Raw genomic sequence first — 21,222 nt, 5'->3', positions numbered from 1 at the left:
TCACTGCTCTGGAAACGCCCAAAGCCGCCCGTAAATTTCGTCATAATTACGTTCTCCGGCAAAAAGCCCCAACTGGACAATGCAAAGAGGCTGCAAGCAGGCCGGAACGTTGCACCCGAAGCCAACAAAAACGCCCCAACCAAGCTGGCTGAGGCGTCTTTCTGGTTTTCATTAGGGCTTTTTCGTTTTCGTTTCTTGCCCCGTAATACTTACTTGAGGCTATCCGTGACGAAGAACGAACTCCCTTATTTCGTGATGAGCTTATCAACTTCTGTTTGGTTGATGCTCACGGGGTACTTCTGGCGCAACTCGGCAATCCACTCTTTTTCCAGGTAGTTCTGGTAGTCGGCCGTGGCCTGGCCCCGGGCGTCGGACAAGCTTTTGGGACCGGCGGGCAGCACTTCCTCGATGCGCACGAAGTAATAGCGGCCGTCCTGCTGAGTGTTATAGGTGCCTTTCTGCTGGGGCAAGGCATCCACCACTTTGCTGTCACCCTTCTGATAAGGACGTTGCTCCACCTTCACTGCCAGCGGATTTTGTTCGTTCAGGGCTTCCTCCAGACCAGTCACGGCAGAGGTAGTCACCGTAAGTAGCGCCGTGCTGGCGGCTGCTTTGGCATTGGTTGTAGTAGCAATTTGCGTGGCCGCTACCTGCTTGCTCTTCAGGTAATCGGCTACGCGGGTAGCGCGGCGCTTGGCCAGCGCGGCCGTTTCGCCGCGCTTGATCTGGCCCGTTACGCGCACCGTCAGCGCGGTGTCGTTGGCGAGGCTGGCGGCCAAGCGGTCCAGCGCATCCTGACCAGCTTTGGTGAAGTCAGCACTGTTGGCTTTGAATGCTACGCTGGCCGGAGCCAGACGCTTTACGGGGTACTGACCAGTGGCCAGCAGTTTCTGGGCTTGGGTGAGTAGCTGGGGTGAGGCCGCGCTGATAACAGTAGCCTGCACGCGCGGTGCCCATTGGTAATTAGCTTGGTTGGCCGTGAAAAACTTCTGCAGGCCGGCGGTGTCTTCCACCGCTTTCGACCATACTTTCTCGTCCATCAGCTGGAACAGTAGAATCCCGTCCCGGTATTCTTTCACCAGCATGCGGTAATCCTCGTACTTGGTTTCCAGGTTCGACTTCTCATAGTCCGTCAGCGTCTGGTTTACATACTGGTCGTAGAGCAGCTGCATGGTGTGGCGCGCATCGGCCCCGGGGCGGGCGCGCTGGTTTTGCTGCACATACGTCAGGAAGTCCTTGGTGGGGTACTCCTTGCCTTTGATGGTAAACAGGGCCGTTTCGTCAGATGCTTTGCCTTTCTGGGCCTTGGCAGGAGCGGCGGCCGCTACGTACTTGAAGCGGCCGTTGGTCAAAGACGTATCAGCCTTGCTGAAGGCATAGTCCAGGGCGGCTTTGTTTTCCGTGAACTGATTTTCGGTGCGGATGCGCTTGAGGAAGGCTTCGCGGTTTAGCTCCGAGCGGGAGTCTTTGGCCACTTTGCTTTTCAGCGTAGGCTCCATTTCCTCGAAAGTGGGCAGCTGCTGCTTGCCAATGAGCTTTATAACGTGCCAGCCGTAGGGCGTTTGCACCGGGGCCGACAGGTCGCCGGGCTTCTGAAGGCGGTAGGCAGCTTCTTCAAATGACGGAATCATGCGGCCGGTACTGAAGGGCGGTAATTCCCCGCCATTGGCGGCCGAGCCTACATCTTCGGAAAACTGGCCCACGAGCTTTTCCCAGTTCTCCCCCTTTTTCAGGCGGCTATACAGCTCGTCTATTTTCTTCTTGGCCGTCACCGAGTCGGCGGCGGGCATGTTCGGCGTGGCGCGAATCATGAGGTGAGCCACCTTGATTTCGCCCTGGGCGGGCCGCACTTCATTTACCTTGATAATGTGGTAGCCAAAGCGCGTGCGCACCGGCTGCGAAACCTGCCCGGCCGGCGTCTTAAACGCCGCCGACTCGAACGGATACACCATTTGCATAGCCGTGAAGTAGCCCAGGCGGCCGCCATTCTCCCTAGCCGAAGGGTCTTCGGAGGCTTCGGCCGCTACTTTGTAGAAGTCTTCGCCGCTGGTTACGCGCTGGCGCAAGGCTTGGAGTTTCTGGTAAGCGGCCAGCGTGTCTTTGGGGTCAGCGTCGGGGGCCACGCGCACCAAGATGTGCGCCGCGTTGATTTCCTTGCTCATGCGCTCATAGGCTTCCCGCACCAGCTTGTCGGTCACACTTTTCTCGGTGAGGTAGGGCTGCGCCAGCTGCTGCTTGTAGCCTTCCAACTCGCGCTGAAATGCCTGGGTAGTGTCGAGGCCCCGGGCTTCGGCTTCCAGCACCTTCAAGCGAAAGTTGGTGTAGAGGTCCAGGTATTCCTGTACGCTGGCACGGGTGCCCGCTTCGGGCGTTGCGGCGTTGTTCTTGCGATAGACGTAAGCAAATTCAGAAACCGGGACCTCATGGTTGCCGAGGGTTTCCAGCACGGGCTGCTTGGCGGCGGTAGTCGGTTTGGAAGTCTGGCATCCGGCTAGCAGCATGGCGGCGGCTCCGGCAAAAAGAATGCGTTTGCGCATACAGGGGGGAAGAAGGCTCATAACGTTGGCTAAAGCAGGGACTTAACCACTGCGGAGTTTGCCAACGGACGCAATTTTACGGATTTTTTTGGTCAGCAGGGCCAAAACAAGAGCACCCCGCCGGGGCAGGGTGCTTAACAGAAACCAGCCGTGCCCGGTTCAGCTCAACTGCTTGTAGAGGCGGCAAATGTTGTAGCTCTTATGCTGTGAAAACTCCACCCGGTCCATCAGGCGGTTGACCAGAGCCATGCCCATACCACCCTTGCGGCCCTGCTGAATGTACTCGGGCATGTTGGGCTCCTGATACGAAGCCGGAGAATACGCCGAGCCTTGGTCGCGCAGCTCTATTTCAAAAAGGCCATCAGCCACTTTCAGACGCACATCCAGGTGCTTGCTGGCGTCTTCGGCGTTGGCGTGGATAACGATGTTGGCCACTATTTCATCCACGGCCAGCACAATTTGGTTGATGCGTAGCTCATTCTGGCCAAGCCCGACGAGGTAGCCGGACACGAAGTCGCGCACTACCTTCAGGTTGCTTCGTTCGCAACTGATGCGGATGGCGTTCTTCATATCCTACGTAGCAACCGAATAAACAAAATCAGAGGGCTGCCGCCTCGGTTTGGGATGGTACAATCGTCATTAGGCTGTCCAGCCCCAGAATCTCAAATACATTATGGACTTTCTCCTGCATGTTGAAGAACACAAGCTTTACGCCGGCATCCTGAAAACGCTGCAGGTGGGAGATAAAGACGCCTAAACCGGCGGAAGAAATGTAGTTCAGGCGCTGGCAGTCGATGAGGACTTTCTGGTATTGTAGCACCGTCGGGTTGGAAAGCTCCGTGTCGAGCAACACCGACGAACTGGCATCCAACTCACCATCAAGCACAAGCGTGAGCGTAGTATCGGAAGGGGTCTGAGTGATTTTCATAACACATGCTTACGTTAAGCTGAACTGCCAGGTTGAGCGGTTTTGAACTTAATAACCAGCAGGGTCTGGTCATCATGAATAGGCTGGCCGTAGCTGAAGGCGTTGAGGTCGTCGAGAATGGCTTGCTTGATTTGATCAGCCTCCAGATAATACGTTTTCTCGAGCATGGCCAGAAGCCGGTCTTCGCCATACTCCTCCTTGTTCCCGTCGCGGGCTTCCACGATGCCGTCGGTGTAGATAACCATGACGTCGCCGGGGTTGTAGTCGTAGAACTGATTTTTGATGTGCTTCTCGTATCCATCCGTGCGGATGATGCCCAGCCCCAGCCCAGTGGAACGGAAGTACGACACCTCTTCCTTGAGCGAGTGGTAGTACAGCGTGTGGCAGTGGCCGGCGCGGGCAAATACAAAGCCCCCGTTTTCGTAATCGACGATGTAGAGGGAGGCCGTGATAAAGGAGGACGACTCCAGGCAGTGCACCAGCGCGCGGTTGGCCATAGCCATAAACTTGCTGGGCAGCGGGAACCGGTCCTTGTCGTCTTTCGCCAGCGGGTTTTCCTGCATCAGCGCGTGAAAGATGCCTTTCATCTGGGCCATGTGAAAGGCCGCCGTCACGCCTTTACCCGATACGTCGCCAATCAGAATAGCCAGGCGGCGGCCGGGCAAATGCAAAAAGTCGTAAAAGTCGCCGCCTACTTCCCGGGCAGCCTGGGCGTGGGAGCTGATTTCAAACCAGTTGTCGGTAGGCAGCGTTTTCGGAATCAGGCTGTCCTGTACCGAGCTGGCCAGCTTTAGCTCTTCCTTGTACCGTTCGTTCTGAATGGCGGCCTGGGTGAGCTGCAGGTTCTCCACGCTCAGCATGGTCTGGCTGACGAAGGTTTGCAGAATGCTCAGGTTGTCGCGCTCAAAGCCCTGGCGCTGCTCCCGAAACAGGAACAGCGCCCCGTGCTGCTGCTTCTGGGAACGAAGCGGCATCATCAGCAGGGAGTTGTAGGGCAGAGCCAGTTGCTGAAAGCCGCCGCTGCTTCCCAAATCATTGTTGAGGTAATCTATTTCGCTGAGGCTATACGAATCCAAGAGGCCCCGGACGGCTTCCGCTTGGTGCATCTCCAAGTTGTAGAGCTGCCCGCTGTAGTCCGGCGAGTCATCAATGCGCAGCCACGCCGCGTCGGCGCCCAGGGTTTGCACGGCTGCGTCCAGCAGCGTTTGGTACACCTGCTCCTCGGTTTGTCCGCGCTGGATGTCCTGGGTCATGCGCTGCATATTGAGCATCTCTTCCCGCTTCTGCTCAAATACGCCCGCCGTGGGCAGGTTGAACAAGGTGACCAAGATGCCCATCAGGGCGTAAAAGGCCGCGAAGAAAACTGTGAGCAGCAGAAAGGCGTGTTGCGGGGCGGGAGCCACCAGCAGCGGGTCGAACTGAATGCGCAGGAAATACAAGCAGAAAATGCCCAGCGAGGCCAGCAGGCCCAGCTGCAGAGAAATAACGACGAACTTCTGCCGGCGGTTAAGGTACGCCACCCAGCGCTGGTGGGTGCTCAGGTACACCCCGAAAGCTGCCACGCCCCCCACCACAATACCCGCCAGCATGGTTGGTACGTTGATGTTCAGCAGCCTCAGCAGCAGAGTAATGCCCAGGATCAGTTCAAACCAGCCCCATTGCTTGTGCACCAGGTAGGGGGCCCGGAACAGGACGAGGGCCCGCCAGGTGTAGCACGTGTACGCCAGAAACACGATAAACAAGCCCAGGTTGAGAGCATAGACGATGGTAAAGAAGGCCGGGTTGGAAGGCTGGGCACTGGTAAGCCGTTGAACCAGATGCAGAGCTACGCAGATGGTGGCCAGCAAGCCTGGTCCCAGCACCAGGCGGCGCAGCAGCCCCACAAAGTCGGTGCCGCGCAGGGGGTCGGGCTGGTAACGACGGTATAGGAATACGGCTCCGGCAAACACGCCCTGCGCTACCAGTAAAGCCCAGTTGGGCAACGTCGCAATTTTAGGGATGCCACCGGTGCGCATCAGCATCATAAACAAGAGCAACAACCAGCTGCCGATGGCCAAGGGAAGTGCCGCTTGTTTAATTATGCGTAGAAATTGCTGCATGAAAACGTGTGGAAGGCCAGCCCGCTGATAGAAGTAGCGGGGAACGAGGGAGCAAGATAAAACAGTAGCCGGTTTTTTGCTTGAGGCCGCTATCAAATCCTGTTCGGGGCGAAGAGGTTCCCGGATGAAAAAATAAAGAGGCAGCCCAGGGTGCGGGCTGCCTCTTTGGCCGAGTGCCGGGGCGCCGGCACCGGTGGTTAGCGGCTGCTATAGTTGGGCGCTTCGCGGGTAATCTGCACATCGTGGGGGTGCGACTCGCGCAGGCCAGCTCCCGTGATGCGCACAAACCGGGCTTTTTGCAGGTCAGCAATGGTGGCCGCGCCGCAGTAGCCCATGCCGGCCCGCAGGCCGCCGGCCAGTTGGTACAACACTTCAGAGGCCATGCCTTTGTAGGGTACGCGGCCCACAATGCCCTCGGGCACCAGCTTTTTCACGTCGTCTTCGGCATCCTGGAAATAGCGGTCCTTGGAGCCTTCTTCCATGGCTTCTACCGAGCCCATCCCGCGGTAGCTCTTGTACTTGCGGCCTTCGAACAGGGTGACTTCGCCGGGGGCTTCCTCGGTGCCGGCCAGCAAGGAGCCAATCATGATGGTGCCGGCGCCGGCGGCCAGGGCCTTCACCACGTCGCCGGAGTATTTAATGCCGCCATCGGCAATGAGGGGTACGCCGGTGCCTTCGAGGCCCCGGGCCGCTTCGAGCACGGCCGAGAGCTGGGGTACGCCTATGCCGGCAATGATGCGGGTAGTGCAGATGGAGCCGGGACCTACGCCCACCTTCACGGCGTCGGCGCCGGCGTCGGCCAGGGCGCGGGCGCCTTCGGCGGTGGCCACGTTGCCGGCAATAACTTCGAGCTTGGGAAACTGCTGCTTGATATTGCGCACCGCGTCGAGCACGCCTTTGCTATGGCCGTGGGCGGTATCCACGCTCACCACGTCCACGCCGGCCTCAACCAGGGCCGCAATGCGGTCCAGCAAATCGGGCGTGACGCCCACGGCGGCTCCTACGCGCAGGCGGCCCAGCTCGTCTTTGCAGGCGTTGGGCGTGCGGCGGCGCTTGCGAATATCCTTGTAGGTAATGAGGCCCACGAGACGGCCATCCGCGTCGATGACGGGCAGCTTCTCTACTTTCGAATCCTGCAGGATATCTTCAGCGTCGGCCAGCTCGGTGCCGGCTTTGGCCGTCACCAGTGGAGCCGCCGTCATCACCTCCGTTACGGAGCGGGCCATATCCTTCTCGAAGCGCAGGTCGCGGTTGGTGAGGATGCCTTTCAGGCGCCGCTGCTCGTCTACAATCGGAATGCCGCCGATGTTGTGGTGGCGCATCAGCTTTTTAGCGTCGGCCAGGGTGGCGGTTTCCTGCAGGGTGAAGGGGTCGAGAATCATGCCGCTCTCGGAGCGTTTCACGCGGCGCACTAACTCGGCCTGGGCCTTGATGCTCATATTTTTGTGAATGATGCCAATACCGCCTTCCTGCGCCATGGCAATGGCCATGTCGGCTTCGGTCACGGTGTCCATGGCAGCCGAGACGAACGGGAGCTTGAGCTGAATGTTGCGGGTGAGCTGGGAGCTGGGGTCGGCGTCACGGGGCAGCGTTTCCGAGTAACCGGGCAGCAGCAGGACGTCGTCGTAGGTAAGCGCCTCGAAGGCAATTTTGGCAGCGTAATCAGCCATGGCAACAAGAAGGTTAGGTGCTACTTATTGCCGGACAAAGCTACGGCGAATATTTGAGTTCCGTGTTATGTAATAGTGGCGAAATACCCGCCGAAGCAAAACCAGCAGGACCTTTTAGTGGTTAAAGCGCCCAACCGTCGGTTATCCGGTCGGCTTTGTTTCTTCATTTCAACCTACGATATGGCAACTCCTAAAATCTGGTTTATTACCGGCGTCAGCACCGGTTTTGGTAAAGAGCTGGCTGAATACTGCCTTAGCCAAGGCGACTCCGTGGCCGCTACCTTTCGCCAGCCGGCTCAGGCCGAAGAATTCTCCCAAAAAGACAGCGCCCGCGCCCGTGGCTTCGTGGTCGACGTGGTAAACGAGCAGCAGGTACAGCAGGCCGTGCAGGAGGCTATTCAGTTTTTCGGCCACCTCGATGTAATCGTCAACAACGCCGGCTACGGCTCCCTGGGCAGCATCGAGGAAATCGACGAGGCCGAAGTGCAGCGCCAGTTCGACGTGAACGTTTTTGGGCCGCTGCGGGTGCTGCGGGCCGTGCTGCCCCACCTGCGGGAGCGGCGTAGCGGGCACGTGCTCAACATCACCAGCATTGGCGGCCTCAAAACGTTTCCCGGCGTGGGCGTGTACAACGCCAGCAAGTTTGCCCTCGAAGCCATTGGGGAAAGCCTGGCCCAGCAGGTAGCCCCGCTCGGCATCAAGGTCACCAACATTGAGCCCAGCGGTTTCCGCACGGAGTGGGCCGGCTCTTCGGCTACGTATGTTGATACGGCCATTGAAGACTACCGCCCCACCGTGGGCGAAAACCTGAAAGGCATCCAGGGCTACAGCGGCCGCCAGCCCGGCGACCCGCAGCGCGCCGCCCGCATCATGTTCGACTTGGTGCGCCAGGAAAATCCACCTTTGCACTTGCCCCTGGGTAAAGCTGCCGTGAAAGGGGCCCGCGACAAATTTGCGGGGCTGATAAAAGAACTGGAAAGCGTTGCCGATCTGGGCGACTCGGCCGATTACCCGGCTGGGGAGTAACCTTTCTTGCCGTTCGTGAGAAAAGCCCCGTGGCTGTACGCTGCGGGGCTTTTTACGTGGTGCAGGGCTGGCCTTACGAACATCATGGGCCGTCATGCTCCGCTCCGCTCAGCAGGCCATTTTGGAAGCTACCCCCAGCGGCGCAAAAATACGCTGCTCCACAATAACCTGCTGCCCCCGCCGCCGCTATACGTCAGCACGTATCTTGCCTGCCTAACTCCATCTGCCGTGCTTCCCACGCTCAATGACCTCGTAGTAAACTCCTGGGCTGATTTGCAGCAAGCCCTGTTCCGCGACACCTGGGACGGGCGCATCGGGCGCTACCGTTCCCCGTTTGTGTACCGGGGCCTGCGTTCCAGCGACTGGTCCCTTACCACCAGCCTGCAGCGCCTGGGTGGCGAATACGGGCAGTTGGAAAACCACCTGCTGCGCAACTTCCGCAAGTATGCCCGCGACTTTGGCCAGCCGGGTACTTCGGTGTGGAACTGGCTGGCCCTGGCCCAGCACCACGGCTTGCCCACGCGCCTGCTCGACTGGACGTACTCGCCCTACGTGGCCCTGCACTTTGCCACCGACGACCTCGACGCCTACGACCAGGACGGCGTCATCTGGGCCATCAACTATGTAAAGGCCTCGGAGTCTTTGCCGGCCGGGCTGCGGGCAGCCCTGCACACGGAAGGCTCCAATGTGTTTACGCCCGAACTGCTGGAGCCACTCTGCACCAACCTGCGCGACCTGGAACTGCTCCAGCAGGAGCCGTTTCTGCTGTTTCTGGAGCCCCCTTCCCTCGATGCGCGCATTGTACACCAGTACGCTTTGTTTTCGCTGATGAACTCGGCCTCGGCCACGCTACACGAGTGGCTGGAGGAGCACCCCGAGCTGTTTTTTCGCATCATCATTCCGGCCCGCCTCAAGTGGGAAGTCCGCGACAAACTTGACCAAGCAGGTATTACCGAGCGGGTGCTGTTTCCGGGGCTGGGCGGCCTCAGCCGCTGGCTGCACCGCCACTACACGCCTACCTTGTCGCAACGCCAGAACCTTGCCGGCGACGATACATTAGCAGGGTAGAGTCTTTCGCTTCCTCAGCAACTCTCACTTGGTTGGCTGATTGCGAAAGTCAGGAGTGAAGTTCAAGGCTAGCTGCAAGGTGTGGTTCCGTTCGGTTTCGGGGTACTCATCCAACTGGCCCACCTGGTAGAGGTAGCCGATTTCCAGCGCTGTATAGCGGGCGGCCTGATAACCCAGGGCCAGATAGGCGCGGTTCTGGGCCAGAAACCGCTGCCGGGCGCTTCGGCCCAGGTTGAAGAACAGCTCGTCGGAAGCGGCGACGTAGGGCGTGCCGGGCTCCAGCTTGGGGTTGCGGCGCAGGGAGCGTTCCAGCCGCAGCTGGTAGCGGGCCCGGCTGCCATAGCCGTACTGAGGGCCTTCGGGGTGGTGCATCCAGCGCTGCTCCATGCGGTAGCGGTGCTGCATGCGCACGGAGCTGCTGTAGTCGCGCAGCAGCACTTGCTGGTACATGCGGTGCTCCGGCAGCAAGGTCGCCTCCGCAGAAGAAGCGGCCCGGTAGAACTGCCCATAGGAATAGCCCGCCGACAACTGCAGGCACGAAGCCGGGTAAAACGCCAGCCCAGCCCGCAATATATTCTGCCGCGGCAACCGGCTGGCATTGCTGTGCCGAAGCTGAATTTCGGTGAAAGCACCCCACTGTTCCGTCAGGCGTGCTTCCGTAGCCAGCTGGCTCCACATCTGGCGCCCGGTGTTAATACCCCCGGCCGGCGTGGCAGTGTTGCTGGTCCCCTGGGCCAGCCCCGCACACGGCAGCAGCCCCCAGGCCAGGCTCAGGATACATAGCAAACGAAGCATGGGGTAGACGTGCGTAATAGGGGCGTGTTATCAAACTGTTACCCCATATTACGGAATTGTTACCAGCCGCAATGTTATGTTTTGCCCTGTTACTGAAATGATAACATTGGCCCTTACTCAACCTCAGAGGCCATTCTGCTTTTTTGTGCCCCGGATGGCCTGGGCGTCTAAGGGATTTTCGGGCCAGTAGTGCTTGGGGTAGCGCCCGCGCAGCTCTTTGCGCACCTCAAAGTAGCTGCTGGTCCAAAAGCTGCGCAGGTCCCGCGTAACCTGGGCGGGGCGGTAACCGGGCGAAAGTAAATGCAGGGTGAGCGGCACACGCCCCCCGCCCACGGTGGGCGTGTCGAGCAGGCCAAACACCTCCTGGAGCCGTACGGCCAGCACGGGCGCGGCGGGGTCGGCGTAGTTGAGGCGGATGCGGGAGCCGGTGGGTACCTCAAGGTGCACAGGCGCAAGGCGGTCCAACTCCTGACGCTGACTCCAGCCCCCGGGCAGCCGGCTCAGCAGCGCCTCCCCAAAGTCTACCCGGCTGAGCTCCGCCAACGACTTCACGGTAGTCAGGTAAGGTCCCAGCCACTCTTCCAGCTCCTCCAGCAACGCTTCATCGGATACCGCCGGCCAGCTTTCCGGCTGGAGCCGGTGCAGAAAGCCCAGCCGCTCCCGAAGCTCAGTAGCCGCTTCCGACCAGGGAAGCCGGGCTATGCCATTGGCCCGCAGCCCTTCCAGAAGGGCCGCCGTTATAGCCGCCGGGTCGGGGTTGGAAAGGTTGACATCGGAAAGGATCAGGGCACCCAGGCGGCGCAGACGGCGGGCCGTAACGCGCCCCGTGGCTTCCTCCCAGCGCACCTCGTCCCGGGTTTCCAGTTGGTTGGCAAAGTGCTCCTCCAGCTCCGCGCGGGTGAGGGGAGCAGCCAGGCCAGCCCTTGGCTGGGCCGCAACGCCTTCCAGGGAAGCAACCGCAAAAAAAACATCCTGCCCACCAAAGTATTCTGCCGGGAGCGTAGCCCGCTGCCCGGTCACAAGCCGTACCCGCTCAGGTGTTTCGCGCTGGGCCAGGCGGTCGGGGTAAGCCAGGGCAGCCAGCAAACCGGCTACATCCGGCTCAATTTCGCCTTTGGCGTGCACCCGGTTGCGTAGGGCGGAGGCGGCTTCCCGCACTCTTCTTACCGCGGCTGCATCGGGCAGCAGCCCAGGCAAAGGTGCCCGTCCAGTTGCCAGGGCTACGAGCCGCAGCCGCAGGTCGGGGGGGCCAAAGGAGCCGTCGGCGGGCCGCAGAATATCACGTTCGGTGAGCAGGGCAGCCAGGGCGCAGGCCGTGGCCCCGTGGCCCAGAGCTTGCCCGCTTACTACCAGATGGGCGAGCCGCGGTGCTAGCCCCAGACCGGCCAAGGCCCGGCCGTGCGCCGTGGGTAGCCCATCGGGGGTGAGAGCCTGCAGGCGCACGAGCAGGTCGCGGGCCTGGGCCAGGGCCGGGGTAGGGGGCGCGTCAAGCCAGTGCAGGGTGCTGGCGTCACGGGTGCCCCACAGGGCTAGCTCCAGGGCCAGGGAGCTGAGGTCGGCGGTGAGTATTTCGGGGGCGAGGTGGTGGGGCAGGTCCCGGAACTCGGCTTCCGTCCAGAGGCGGTAGCAGATGCCCGGGCCCAGGCGGCCGGCGCGGCCCCGGCGCTGGTCGGCGGCGGCCTGACTCACGGGCTCGGTGCCGAGGGTCGTAAGCCCCGAGCGCAGCTCAAACCGCGGGACGCGGGCGTAACCGCCATCCACCACAATCCGCACCCCCTCAATGGTGAGGCTGGTTTCGGCAATGCTGGTGGCCAGCACCACTTTGCGCCGACCGGCGGGAGCAGGGCGCAAGGCAGCGTCCTGCTGTTCGGCGGGCAGCTCACCGTGGAGGGTATGTACGTCGATGGAAGCGGGCAGCGTAGCCAGCTTTTCGGCTACGCGGCGCTGGTCGGCCAGGCCGGGCAGAAACACCAGCACGTCGCCGGTAGGGTGCTGGTGCAGGGCTTCGCGGATAATGGCGGGGGTAAGGTCCTGCAGCTTTTCGTGGGGGCGGCGGGAAGCCGTGGCGGCGCGTTGCGGACTTAGGTAATGGGTTTCGACGGGGAACATCCGTCCTTCACTGCGCACCACCGGTGCCTGCAGCCACTGTCCCAGCCGGTCGGCATCCAGCGTAGCCGACATCACCAGGAGGCGCAGGTCGGGCCGCAGCACGCTCTGAGCGTCCAGGGCCAGGGCCAGCCCTAAGTCGGCCTGGAGGCTGCGCTCATGAAACTCATCGAACAGCACTGCCGCCACGCCTTCCAGCGAAGGGTCGTCCTGGAGCTGGCGCGTGAGCAGTACCTCTGTTACTACCTCAATGCGCGTGTGCTTGGATACTTTGCTTTCGAGACGCATGCGGTAGCCTACGGTATGGCCTACCGGCTCCCCCAGCAGCTGAGCCATGCGCGTGGCGGCGGCCCGGGCGGCCAGCCGGCGAGGCTCCAGTACAATGATGCGACCATCCTGGCGCCAGGCGGCTTCCAACAGCGCCAGCGGCACCAGCGTGGTTTTGCCAGCCCCCGGCGGCGCCTGCAGCACGGCCGTGTTGTGGGTGGACAGTGTGGCCAGCAGCTCGGGTAGGGCTTCCTGGATGGGCAGGTCGGGTAGGCGCATGGGGTCGGTTCAGTACGTTTTATCTTGCGGCTTGCGTTGAACGGCACTACACCTTCCGCGTATCCTGCAGCGGCTGCTGCGGGCTAAAAAACGGGAGTCTAATAAATAGCTACCGACGCGTCTACCTGCGTGCTCCAGGCATGAATGCCGCCGCGTAGGTTCAGCAGGTTGGTGAGTTCGTGGCGGTGCTGCAGGTAGGCCAGGGCCTGCATGGAGCGCACACCGTGGTGACAGATGAGCACAGCGGGTACCTCCGGGTCTATTTCCTCGGCCCGGCGCGGCAGGTCGCCCAGGGGGATGAGCTGGCTGCCGGCAATGTGGCAGTACTCGAACTCTTCCGGCTGGCGCACATCAATCAGCTGCAGGGTTTCGCCGCGTTGCAGGCGGCGGTGCAGGTCTTCGGGGGTGAGTTCAGGGAGCATGAAAGCAAGGCAGAAGCAGGAAAAAAGCAGCTCTATCCGCAAAAATACCGCTTTGCTCGTTAGCTTTGACCGAGCCGTTGGCCGTAGCCGGTTGCGCTTCCTGCTCATCGTTCCGCTTTGCTACACTCGCTCACTGAATTTTTGACTGCTGCCCTGGGCAACAGCCCGCTGGAATGGCTGGCCGTGCTCACGGGCTTTGCCTGCGTTTGGCTGGCCGCGCGCGAGTCGTTGTGGAACTTCCCCGTGGCCATCTTCAGCTGCGCCCTCTACATCGTGGTGTACTACCGTGCCCAGCTCTACTCCGATTCGCTCCTGCAAACCATGTTTATTGTGCTGAGCCTGTATGGCTGGTACGAATGGCTTTACGGCGGCCGCAGCAAAACCGCCCTGGTTGTGTCGCGCACGCGAGGCGTAGAGTGGGTGGTGTGCGCCGCGTTTGTGGGGGCTTTCACCCTGGGCTTTGGCTATTATCTGCAGAAGCATACCGATGCTGCTTTGCCGCACTGGGACAGTTTTACCACCGCCGGCAGCCTGGCAGCCCAATACCTGCTGATGCGCAAGCGCCTGGAAAACTGGTGGCTCTGGATTGTGGTGGATGTTATTTACGTGCCCATTCTGTGGTATAAGCAGCTATATCCTACCAGTGCCCTCTATGCCCTGTACCTGGGCCTGGCCGTGTATGGCTACCTGGAATGGCGGAAATCGATGAAGAGCGAAGTGGGCGCCATGAAGCATGCATAATCAGTTGTGAGCTAGCCGCCCCTAGTTCAACTCTTCATTCCTCATTCCTCTCTCCTCATTCTTCAGTTAACGAAAGAATGCTGCGCATCTCTCTGACCGGCCCCGAGTCAACGGGCAAAACCACTCTTAGCCAGCAACTGGCTGAGCACTACGGTACCGTGTGGGCGCCTGAGTATGCCCGCGAATACCTGACGCGCAAGGGCCCACACTATACGTTGGCTGATCTGGAAATTATTGCCCGCGGGCAAATGGCTACGGAGGACCTGGCGGCTGCTCAGGCCAACCGGGTAGTTTTCTGCGATACGGATCTGCTCGTGATTAAAGTATGGAGCGAGCATGCGTTCGGCTACTGCCCCGAGTGGATTCTGGTGGAAATGCAGCGCCGCCAATACGACCTAGTGCTGCTGCTGGACGTGGACCTGCCCTGGTACCCGGATCCGCTGCGGGAGCATCCCAATCTGCGCCAGCACTTCCACGACCTCTACCGCCGGGAGCTGGAAGAAGGCCTTTCACCCTTCGCCGATATCAGCGGCCCCCCGGAGCGGCGGTTGGAGCAGGCCTGTTTTCTGGTTGATGAGCTGCTGGCGGCTTCGTCCGAGGCAACGTCTGGGCCCGCCACCCGTACCCACTGATTTTTACCCCCGGCTATGTACGTACTGGAAAACGAGCAGGCACGGGCCACCGTGCAGATTCGGGGCGCCGAGCTGAGCAGCTTCGTCCGCAAAGATTTTGGTAACCTAGAATACATCTGGCCCGCTGAGCCCTCAGTATGGGCACGCCATGCGCCGGTGTTGTTTCCCATCGTGGGCCGCCTCCCCGAGAATCAGTACCAGCACGCGGGCCGTACCTACACCTTGTCTCAGCACGGCTTCGCCCGCGACCTGGACTTTACGCTGGTGCGCCACACGCCGGCTGAGCTGGTGCTGGAGCTGCGCGACACGGCCGCTACCCGGCAACAGTATCCGTTTGCCTTTCAGCTGCTGATCAGCTACCGGCTGGCTGGCCCCATGCTCACCGTAGGCTGGGAAGTGCACAACCCTGGCACCGAGGAGCTGCTGTTCAGCATCGGCGCGCACCCGGCCTTCCGCTGCCCCTTGCTGCCCGGTGAGGTGTTTGAGGACTATGCTTTCGTCTTCGATCAGCCCGTGTCCTTTAGCCGACACTTATTGCGTGGGGGGCTGCTTACGGGCGAAACCGAGCCGGTACTGCATCAGGCTACGGAGCTGCCCCTCAGCTACGAGCTGTTCAGCCGGGATGCGCTGGTCCTCCAAAACTTCGATTTCACTCACCTCACGCTGCGCAGCCAGCGGAGCGGCCGTGCTGTGCGTATGCGCTTCGAGGGGTTCCCCTTCCTGGGTCTTTGGACCAAAGAGCCCGGGGCACCTTTCGTGTGCATAGAGCCCTGGCACGGCGTAGCCAGCCTCGTGGGCCCGCCCGGCGAGCTGGTCGATAAAAAAGGAATCCTCACCCTTGCTCCTGAACAGGAGTACGCTACATCCTATAGCATCACCCTTGAATAAGCCTCCAGGAGGCTACGCACATGTCCGCTGAAATTCAAATCCGCCCTATTGCTGCCGCCGATACCTATACCCTGCGTCATCAGGTGCTCTGGCCCCAGGAGTCGCTCAACTACGTGCGCCTGCTAAACGACCACGAAGGCCAGCATTTTGGAGCCTTCGAAGGCGCTCAGTTGGTTTCCGTCATTTCCCTCTTTGCCGAGGGCGAAACGGCCCGCTTCCGCAAGTTTGCTACCCGCCCCGACAAGCAGCGTAAAGGCATTGGCTCGAAGCTGCTCCGCCATGTGTTCAACGTGGCCCGCCAGCAAGGAGCCAAGCGCATCTGGTGCGACGCCCGCGCCGAAAACCGTGCCTTTTACCGGGCGTTTGGGCTGGAAGCCGAGAGCGGTATCACGTACCGTGGCACTATGCCCTACCTGCGTATGGGCTGCAACCTGTAGCCTACACACAGCTATTAGCCTAACTAAGCGGGGGCCGACCGTTGCTTTTTCCAGATGCGGAAAAGCAACGGTCGGCCCCCGTCGTTAACTAAAGTCAGCAGGCTAGGTGAGTACTGGCTCCCGCGGGCCCACGGGTACGCGAGGCCGGCGGTTGTACTCCGGCTCCCAGTCGTTGATGGGGCGCGTGATGCCGGGGGGCAGGTCCAGATCGGGCAGGCCGTCCCCTAGTGGTTCGCCACCTTCGTCGTCGCCGTCGGTGGAGGGGGGGCGGTGGTAGCGCCGGCGCGGCATTACCACGAAATAAGCTAGAATAGCTAGAACAAGAAGCGTGTAAATGGTGCTAATCATGACGGGGGGGAGCGTAAGAAGCAACACGCGCGCGGGCGGCAGAAGTAGAGTACTCTAACGAGTTGGCGGCCAGCCTGGTTGTGCCTCGGTAGAAAGATTTTACAGGTAGTTTTGTTAGGGCAGCTATCCTGATTTCCAGGTAAATACGCCTCATACTGCTGACTGGCTTGCACTGCGTGGGATTAGGGCCTAGCTTTGCGGCACAAACTGTTTAGGGGTGCCCCGCGTCGGGAGTGGCGTAGAGGCTGAGATCATACCCATTGAACCTGCCCGGGTAATGCCGGCGAAGGGAACAAACGATCCGCGAACGAAAAACCTAAGGTGCCGACCCCTGGTACCGGGTCCGTTCCACTTTTTAGTACCCATTTCATTGAAAAATTTCTTGGTTTCCGGGGCGGCCCTGCTGGCGCTGCCTTTCACGGCATGGGCGCAGGGGCCTGTGTCCGGCACCATCACCGATGCCCGCACCGGTACGGCGTTGCCCGGTGCTACCGTGCTGCTGGATGGAACGCCCATAGCGGCGGCTACCGATGGCACGTTTGCCCTGCCGGCCGTAGCCGCCGGCTCCCACGAGCTGCGTATCACCTTTATCGGCTACGAACCCCTGGTGCAGCGGCTGGAAGGACAGGCCGCCTCCCAACAGCTGCGCCTGCTGCTGCAACCGGGCGGGGTACTCACCGGTGAGGCCCTAGTAACGGCCTCCCGTGCCAACGAGCGCACGGCCACGGCCTATACTAACCTGAGCAAGGAGGATTTGGAGAAGCGCAACTTCGGCCAGGATATTCCCTATTTGCTGGATCAGACGCCCTCCGTAGTGGTGAATTCCGATGCGGGCAACGGCGTGGGATATACCGGTATTCGGGTGCGGGGCACAGGCATCGAGGGCATCAACGTGACGGTGAACGGCGTGCCCTTGAACGACGCAGAAAGCCACGGGGCCTTCTTCGTGAATTTGCCGGATCTGGCTTCCTCTACGTCGTCGTTGCAGGTGCAGCGCGGGGTAGGCACCAGCCAGAACGGCAGCGCGGCTTTCGGAGCCTCACTCAACCTCAGCACGCTGGAAAGCCGGCAGCAGGCCTACGCCGAAAGCCAGAACTCCTTCGGGTCCTACAACACCTGGAAAAACACCGTGCAGTTTGGCACCGGGCGCCTGGGGCCAGGCTTTACGATAGATGGGCGCTTGTCGCGCATTTCTTCGGATGGCTACATGGTGCGCGGGGCTTCCGATCTGAAATCCTACTACCTGGCCGCCGGCTACCAGGGCAAAAGCACCTTGCTGAAGTTCATTACTTTCTCGGGGCGCGAGAAAACCTACCAAGCCTGGAATGGGGTGCCCGAACCGGCCCTCACCCGCAACGCCGCCGGCCTGCAGCAGTACGTGGATAACTACGAGCTGAGCCCCGAGGACGCCGCCCGCGCCCTGCGCGAAGGCCGCCGCTACGCCTACTACACCTACGACAACCAAACCGACAACTACCAGCAAAACCACTACCAGCTTCACCTCACCCAGGTTCTGAGCCCCAACTGGAACGTGGCCACTGCCCTGCACCTAACCCGCGGCTTCGGCTACTACGAGAGCCTGCGCCTCAACCGCAAGCTGGCCGACTACAACCTACCGGATGTGGTGGTGGGCACGGAAACCATCAAGCGCACGGATCTGGTGGACCGCAAGTGGCTGGATAACTATTTCTACGGGGGCATCTTCTCGCTCAACTACCAGCCCGCCGCCGGCAAGGTGCAGGCTACACTGGGCGGGGGCTGGAACCGCTTCCTGAACGACCATTACGGCGAAGTTATCTGGGCACGCTATGCCTCCAGCGGCAGCATCGGCCACCGGTCCTACTTCAACGACGCCACCAAAACCGACTACAATGCCTACGCCCGCGCCATCTGGCAGGCCCTAGACCGCCTGAGCTTCTATGGCGACGTGCAGGTGCGCCGCATCGATTACCGTCTCGGGGGCATCGAAGACAAGCAGGTGCCCGTTTCTGCCAAAGCTGAGTACACCTTCTTCAACCCTAAAGCGGGCCTGACCTGGCAGCTGACGGACGTGCAAACGCTCTATGCCAGCTACGCCGTGGCCCACCGGGAACCCGTGCGCTCCGACTTCACCGACCGGCCCCTGAACGACGCCGGACCCAAGGCCGAAGAGCTACACGATATGGAGGGCGGCTACCGCCTGAACCGCACCGTAAACGGCCGAGCCCTGCGCGCCGAGGTCAATGGCTTTTACATGCGCTACCGCAACCAGCTGGTGAACACCGGCCAGCTCAATGATGTGGGTACTCCGCTGCGCACCAACGCCCCGCGCAGCTACCGCGCCGGCGTGGAGCTGACGGGCGCTTACCAGCCGCTGACTTGGCTGAACCTGAGCAGCACGCTCACGCTCAGTCGTAACCGTATCCAGAACTACCGGGCCGTTACCTACGACAAGGACTACAACCCCGTAGTAGCTGAGGTAGGCCGTAATACCACCATTTCCTACTCGCCGGCCGTAGTATCGGCGCACACGCTGGAGGTGATGCCCGTGAAAAACCTGCGGGCCGCCTTGCTCTACAAAACCGTGAGCCGTCAGTTTCTCGACAACACGGCCAGCGCCAACAAAGCCATTGCCGCTTACCAGGTGCTGGACCTGCGCCTGCGCTACATCCTACGGCCGGCCTTCATGCGGGAGCTGGAGCTGGGTCTGCTGGTCAGTAACCTCCTGAACCGCGAGTACGTGGCCAACGGCTATACTTATGGCTACCCCGATGCCGAGGGCCAGCAGCTTACCTTCAACTACTACTACCCCCAGGCTACCCGTAACTTCCTGGCCTCCGTGGGGGTGAAATTCTAAACCACGGATTCGGGCAGATTTTTCGGATTTCGCGGTTTTGTGAATGGCGCAGTCTTTAGACAATAAAAATGCCTCGCACTGTGCGAGGCATTTTTATTGTCTGTCATTCTGAACGGAGCGAAGGACCTTATTACATCGGCACGATTTATTGCAGCCTGATAAGGTCCTTCGCTCCGTTCAGAATGAGAAACCAAGTAGGGAGAATGGTCCACAAAATCCGCGGAATCCGAAAAATCCGCCCGAATCCGAGGTTCAGATAATCAGGCGCACGCCGCCCAGCTCGGAAACGTGGTAGGGAAACTGGTTGCCGGGGGAGCCGATGAACATGAAGTTCTTGGGAATGCCCCATTCCTTGGAAAGCTGGTCGATGAGCTCAGGGCCAAACTGGCCTTCCATCGTTACAAAGTCTACTTCAATTTGCTCGTAGGCGCGGTCCAGCACGCGAATATCGGTGAGAAGCTCTGGGGAATACTGCTCGCCAGGTTTGAGCAGCGTCACAATTTTCAGGCGGGTGGTAAACTCGTTTTCTACCACGTAGGCCATGACTTTGTTGAGGTTCGACACGTTGTCGCCCTTCGTAAAGAACACGAACTCCTGCTTGTGCAGCTCCCGCAGTAGGTGCAGCACTTTCAGGCGACTCAGGCGCGAAACGCGGGGCGAATGGGTAGCAAAGGAGTTGGCCGCCGCCAGAATGAGGTTAAGAATGGCCGTGCGGTTCAGCATCACATACACCACCAGCATGGCCGGCAGGAAGTACTGCAGGAACACAATCAGGTAGTCGGGGTGAATTTTGATGTTGCCGTATAACGCCACCAGAATGCCCAGCAGCGCCAGCGTAACGGTGAGGATGCCCGCGTACACCGGGCGCGGCAGCTTGGGCCGCTTGCTCTTGAGCAGAAAGTTGCCCAGGGCGAAGAAGGCCATAACCGACAAAAACGAAATGGTATACACGCCCGACAGCGGCCCCAGCTGCCCGTTGGTAATCAGCAGCACCGACACGCAGAGCACGAAAAAGACGATGAGAATAAGGTAGTTGCTTCCAGCCTTATTCTCTTTCAAAAAGAACTGCGGCAGAATCCGGTCCAGGGTCATGCGCTTCATCAGCCCGCTCACCCCCACAAACGAGGTAAGCACGGCTCCACTCAGCACGGCCACGGCATCAATGGAAATCAGGATGCCCAACCAGCGGCCGCCGGTGGTGTTGCCCAGGTGCGAAAGCAGTGTTTCCGTGTGTTCCCCAACTTCCACCATGGGCAGCACGGCTATGGCTAGAAAGGCAATAACGGGGTTGAAAAAGCTGACGACCACCCACATGTTGCGGAGCGTTTTCTGAAAAACACCCGGTGCCTGCTCCTCCACAAAGTTGGCCGAACTCTCGAACCCGGAGATGCCCAGCATGGCCGCGCTGAACCCGAAAAAGAGGGCCCCCAGAATGCTGCCGCCCTTCACCGGGAGCTGGAAGTTGAGCGTGAGGTTGTCAACGCCGTGCGTAGCCAAGTACCAAACAGCGCAGGCTACCAGGATGGTGAGCGAAGCCAGATGCACCAGGAAAATGCCCACCGCCACCTTCGCCGACTCCGAAATGCCCAGGATGGTGAGCACCAGAAATAGCCCCAACAGCCCCAGCGTGGCCCCAATGATGGGCAGCCCGTGCCAGAGTGTATGCAGGTAGTGCATGGCCTCGGAAGCCGAAATAACGGCTGTAGCCATGTACGAGAGGATGGTCAGGCAAGCCGCCAGGGCCGCGTTACGCTTGCTGGTGGTATTCAGTAGCACATTGTAGGCGCCGCCATTCAGGGGCAGGGCGCCCACCACTTCGCCGTAGATTTTGCGGAACAGAAACAGGACGGCGCCTACGATGAGCAGGGCAATCCAGGCGTACTGCCCGGCGTAGGCAATGGCCAGGGCTGATACGTACAGGCAGGAAGACGAAATGTCGTTGCCGCAGATGGCGGTGGCTTCCAGCTCGTTCAGCTTTTTTTCGTGACTCATAATTGGGTGGTCGGGAAGGGAAGGAGAGGTGGAATATAGCCAGTACGGTAAAATTGCATAAGCGGCAGAGAAATTTCCTGGCGGGGGCTGCCACGCTTCGCAACCAACCACGTCCCCAGGCTGTTCAGCAGGTTGAAACTCCTATCTTTGG

General features: G+C 60.4%; 17 protein-coding genes and 1 riboswitch. Of the genes, 7 read left to right on the top strand and 10 right to left on the bottom strand.

The features are described from left to right. Positions 1-245 precede the first annotated feature (245 nt). The 5 genes from HER32_RS07290 to guaB form a co-directional block, all read right to left on the bottom strand. Positions 246-2,537 carry a peptidylprolyl isomerase gene (locus tag HER32_RS07290; RefSeq protein ID WP_168681418.1) on the bottom strand — a complete coding sequence of 764 codons (2,292 nt, stop codon included), beginning with the start codon at positions 2,535-2,537 and terminating at the stop codon, positions 246-248. Positions 2,538-2,696: 159 nt separating this feature from the next. Then, positions 2,697-3,107 (bottom strand): ATP-binding protein, encoded by a 411-nt coding sequence (locus HER32_RS07285; RefSeq protein WP_168681417.1) that lies wholly within the window; start codon positions 3,105-3,107, stop codon positions 2,697-2,699. A gap of 28 nt (positions 3,108-3,135) precedes the next feature. Then, positions 3,136-3,465: an STAS domain-containing protein gene (locus tag HER32_RS07280; protein WP_149070927.1), complete on the bottom strand. Its 330-nt coding sequence runs from the start codon at positions 3,463-3,465 to the stop codon at positions 3,136-3,138. A gap of 14 nt (positions 3,466-3,479) precedes the next feature. Further along, a complete protein-coding gene (locus tag HER32_RS07275) occupies positions 3,480-5,489 on the bottom strand; it encodes a PP2C family protein-serine/threonine phosphatase (RefSeq protein ID WP_168681416.1) in 2,010 nt (669 codons plus the stop codon). Between the two features lie 272 nt (positions 5,490-5,761). Continuing rightward, positions 5,762-7,234, bottom strand: coding sequence for an IMP dehydrogenase (gene guaB, locus HER32_RS07270; protein ID WP_168681415.1), 1,473 nt, complete (start codon positions 7,232-7,234; stop codon positions 5,762-5,764). A gap of 180 nt (positions 7,235-7,414) precedes the next feature. Between guaB and HER32_RS07265 the strand changes: the two genes are divergently transcribed. Together HER32_RS07265 and HER32_RS07260 are read left to right on the top strand one after the other, a co-directional pair. Further along, positions 7,415-8,260 (top strand): oxidoreductase, encoded by an 846-nt coding sequence (locus tag HER32_RS07265; RefSeq protein WP_149070924.1) that lies wholly within the window; start codon positions 7,415-7,417, stop codon positions 8,258-8,260. Between the two features lie 228 nt (positions 8,261-8,488). Continuing rightward, positions 8,489-9,328 (top strand): FRG domain-containing protein, encoded by an 840-nt coding sequence (locus HER32_RS07260; protein ID WP_232066420.1) that lies wholly within the window; start codon positions 8,489-8,491, stop codon positions 9,326-9,328. A 24-nt stretch (positions 9,329-9,352) separates the two neighbouring features. On the opposite strand, the gene HER32_RS07255 is transcribed toward HER32_RS07260, so the two are convergent. From HER32_RS07255 to HER32_RS07245, 3 genes are all read right to left on the bottom strand, one after another. After that, a complete protein-coding gene (locus HER32_RS07255) occupies positions 9,353-10,123 on the bottom strand; it encodes a DUF2490 domain-containing protein (protein ID WP_168681413.1) in 771 nt (256 codons plus the stop codon). 123 nt (positions 10,124-10,246) lie between these two features. Beyond that, positions 10,247-12,775: an ATP-dependent helicase HrpB gene (gene hrpB, locus HER32_RS07250; RefSeq protein WP_168681412.1), complete on the bottom strand. Its 2,529-nt coding sequence runs from the start codon at positions 12,773-12,775 to the stop codon at positions 10,247-10,249. A gap of 98 nt (positions 12,776-12,873) precedes the next feature. Continuing rightward, positions 12,874-13,197 (bottom strand): rhodanese-like domain-containing protein, encoded by a 324-nt coding sequence (locus HER32_RS07245; protein WP_168681411.1) that lies wholly within the window; start codon positions 13,195-13,197, stop codon positions 12,874-12,876. Between the two features lie 141 nt (positions 13,198-13,338). On the opposite strand from HER32_RS07245, the gene pnuC reads away from it, so the two are divergent. From pnuC to HER32_RS07225, 4 genes are all read left to right on the top strand, one after another. After that, positions 13,339-13,938: a nicotinamide riboside transporter PnuC gene (gene pnuC, locus HER32_RS07240; protein WP_168681410.1), complete on the top strand. Its 600-nt coding sequence runs from the start codon at positions 13,339-13,341 to the stop codon at positions 13,936-13,938. A gap of 77 nt (positions 13,939-14,015) precedes the next feature. After that, positions 14,016-14,570 (top strand): AAA family ATPase, encoded by a 555-nt coding sequence (locus HER32_RS07235; RefSeq protein WP_168681409.1) that lies wholly within the window; start codon positions 14,016-14,018, stop codon positions 14,568-14,570. 15 nt (positions 14,571-14,585) lie between these two features. After that, positions 14,586-15,458 (top strand): aldose 1-epimerase family protein, encoded by an 873-nt coding sequence (locus HER32_RS07230; RefSeq protein ID WP_168681408.1) that lies wholly within the window; start codon positions 14,586-14,588, stop codon positions 15,456-15,458. A 20-nt stretch (positions 15,459-15,478) separates the two neighbouring features. Further along, the gene (locus HER32_RS07225) at positions 15,479-15,895 is read left to right on the top strand and encodes a GNAT family N-acetyltransferase (protein WP_149070916.1); all 417 of its coding nucleotides are present in this window, start codon (positions 15,479-15,481) and stop codon (positions 15,893-15,895) included. Between the two features lie 102 nt (positions 15,896-15,997). Here the strand turns inward: HER32_RS07225 and HER32_RS07220 are convergent, their stop codons facing one another. Beyond that, a complete protein-coding gene (locus tag HER32_RS07220) occupies positions 15,998-16,243 on the bottom strand; it encodes a hypothetical protein (RefSeq protein WP_149070915.1) in 246 nt (81 codons plus the stop codon). A gap of 203 nt (positions 16,244-16,446) precedes the next feature. Then, positions 16,447-16,554: riboswitch (TPP riboswitch) on the top strand. Positions 16,555-16,613: 59 nt separating this feature from the next. Here HER32_RS07220 and HER32_RS07215 point away from each other — a divergent pair. Then, positions 16,614-19,079, top strand: a complete 2,466-nt coding sequence (locus HER32_RS07215) for a TonB-dependent receptor (protein WP_168681407.1) — start codon at positions 16,614-16,616, stop codon at positions 19,077-19,079. A gap of 252 nt (positions 19,080-19,331) precedes the next feature. Here HER32_RS07215 and HER32_RS07210 read toward each other — a convergent pair whose 3' ends face one another. Beyond that, positions 19,332-21,071, bottom strand: coding sequence for an APC family permease (locus HER32_RS07210; protein WP_168681406.1), 1,740 nt, complete (start codon positions 21,069-21,071; stop codon positions 19,332-19,334). Positions 21,072-21,222 lie beyond the last annotated feature (151 nt).

Source organism: Hymenobacter sp. BT18, from assembly GCF_012273015.1.
Lineage (GTDB): Bacteria > Bacteroidota > Bacteroidia > Cytophagales > Hymenobacteraceae > Hymenobacter > Hymenobacter lutimineralis.
The sequence above is the reverse complement of the archived record's forward strand: the minus strand, read 5'-3'. Positions and strand labels throughout refer to the sequence as shown.

What these genes read in the sequence shown, in the direction of transcription:
- HER32_RS07290 (WP_168681418.1), bottom strand. Translation starts at nt 2,537, where the DNA reads ATGCGCAAACGCATTCTTTTTGCCGGAGCCGCCGCCATGCTGCTAGCC.
- HER32_RS07285 (WP_168681417.1), bottom strand. Translation starts at nt 3,107, where the DNA reads ATGAAGAACGCCATCCGCATCAGTTGCGAACGAAGCAACCTGAAGGTA.
- HER32_RS07280 (WP_149070927.1), bottom strand. Translation starts at nt 3,465, where the DNA reads ATGAAAATCACTCAGACCCCTTCCGATACTACGCTCACGCTTGTGCTT.
- HER32_RS07275 (WP_168681416.1), bottom strand. Translation starts at nt 5,489, where the DNA reads ATGATGCTGATGCGCACCGGTGGCATCCCTAAAATTGCGACGTTGCCC.
- guaB (WP_168681415.1), bottom strand. Translation starts at nt 7,234, where the DNA reads ATGGCTGATTACGCTGCCAAAATTGCCTTCGAGGCGCTTACCTACGAC.
- HER32_RS07265 (WP_149070924.1), top strand. Translation starts at nt 7,415, where the DNA reads ATGGCAACTCCTAAAATCTGGTTTATTACCGGCGTCAGCACCGGTTTT.
- HER32_RS07255 (WP_168681413.1), bottom strand. Translation starts at nt 10,123, where the DNA reads ATGCTTCGTTTGCTATGTATCCTGAGCCTGGCCTGGGGGCTGCTGCCG.
- hrpB (WP_168681412.1), bottom strand. Translation starts at nt 12,775, where the DNA reads ATGCGCCTACCCGACCTGCCCATCCAGGAAGCCCTACCCGAGCTGCTG.
- HER32_RS07245 (WP_168681411.1), bottom strand. Translation starts at nt 13,197, where the DNA reads ATGCTCCCTGAACTCACCCCCGAAGACCTGCACCGCCGCCTGCAACGC.
- HER32_RS07235 (WP_168681409.1), top strand. Translation starts at nt 14,016, where the DNA reads ATGCTGCGCATCTCTCTGACCGGCCCCGAGTCAACGGGCAAAACCACT.
- HER32_RS07230 (WP_168681408.1), top strand. Translation starts at nt 14,586, where the DNA reads ATGTACGTACTGGAAAACGAGCAGGCACGGGCCACCGTGCAGATTCGG.
- HER32_RS07225 (WP_149070916.1), top strand. Translation starts at nt 15,479, where the DNA reads ATGTCCGCTGAAATTCAAATCCGCCCTATTGCTGCCGCCGATACCTAT.
- HER32_RS07220 (WP_149070915.1), bottom strand. Translation starts at nt 16,243, where the DNA reads ATGATTAGCACCATTTACACGCTTCTTGTTCTAGCTATTCTAGCTTAT.
- HER32_RS07210 (WP_168681406.1), bottom strand. Translation starts at nt 21,071, where the DNA reads ATGAGTCACGAAAAAAAGCTGAACGAGCTGGAAGCCACCGCCATCTGC.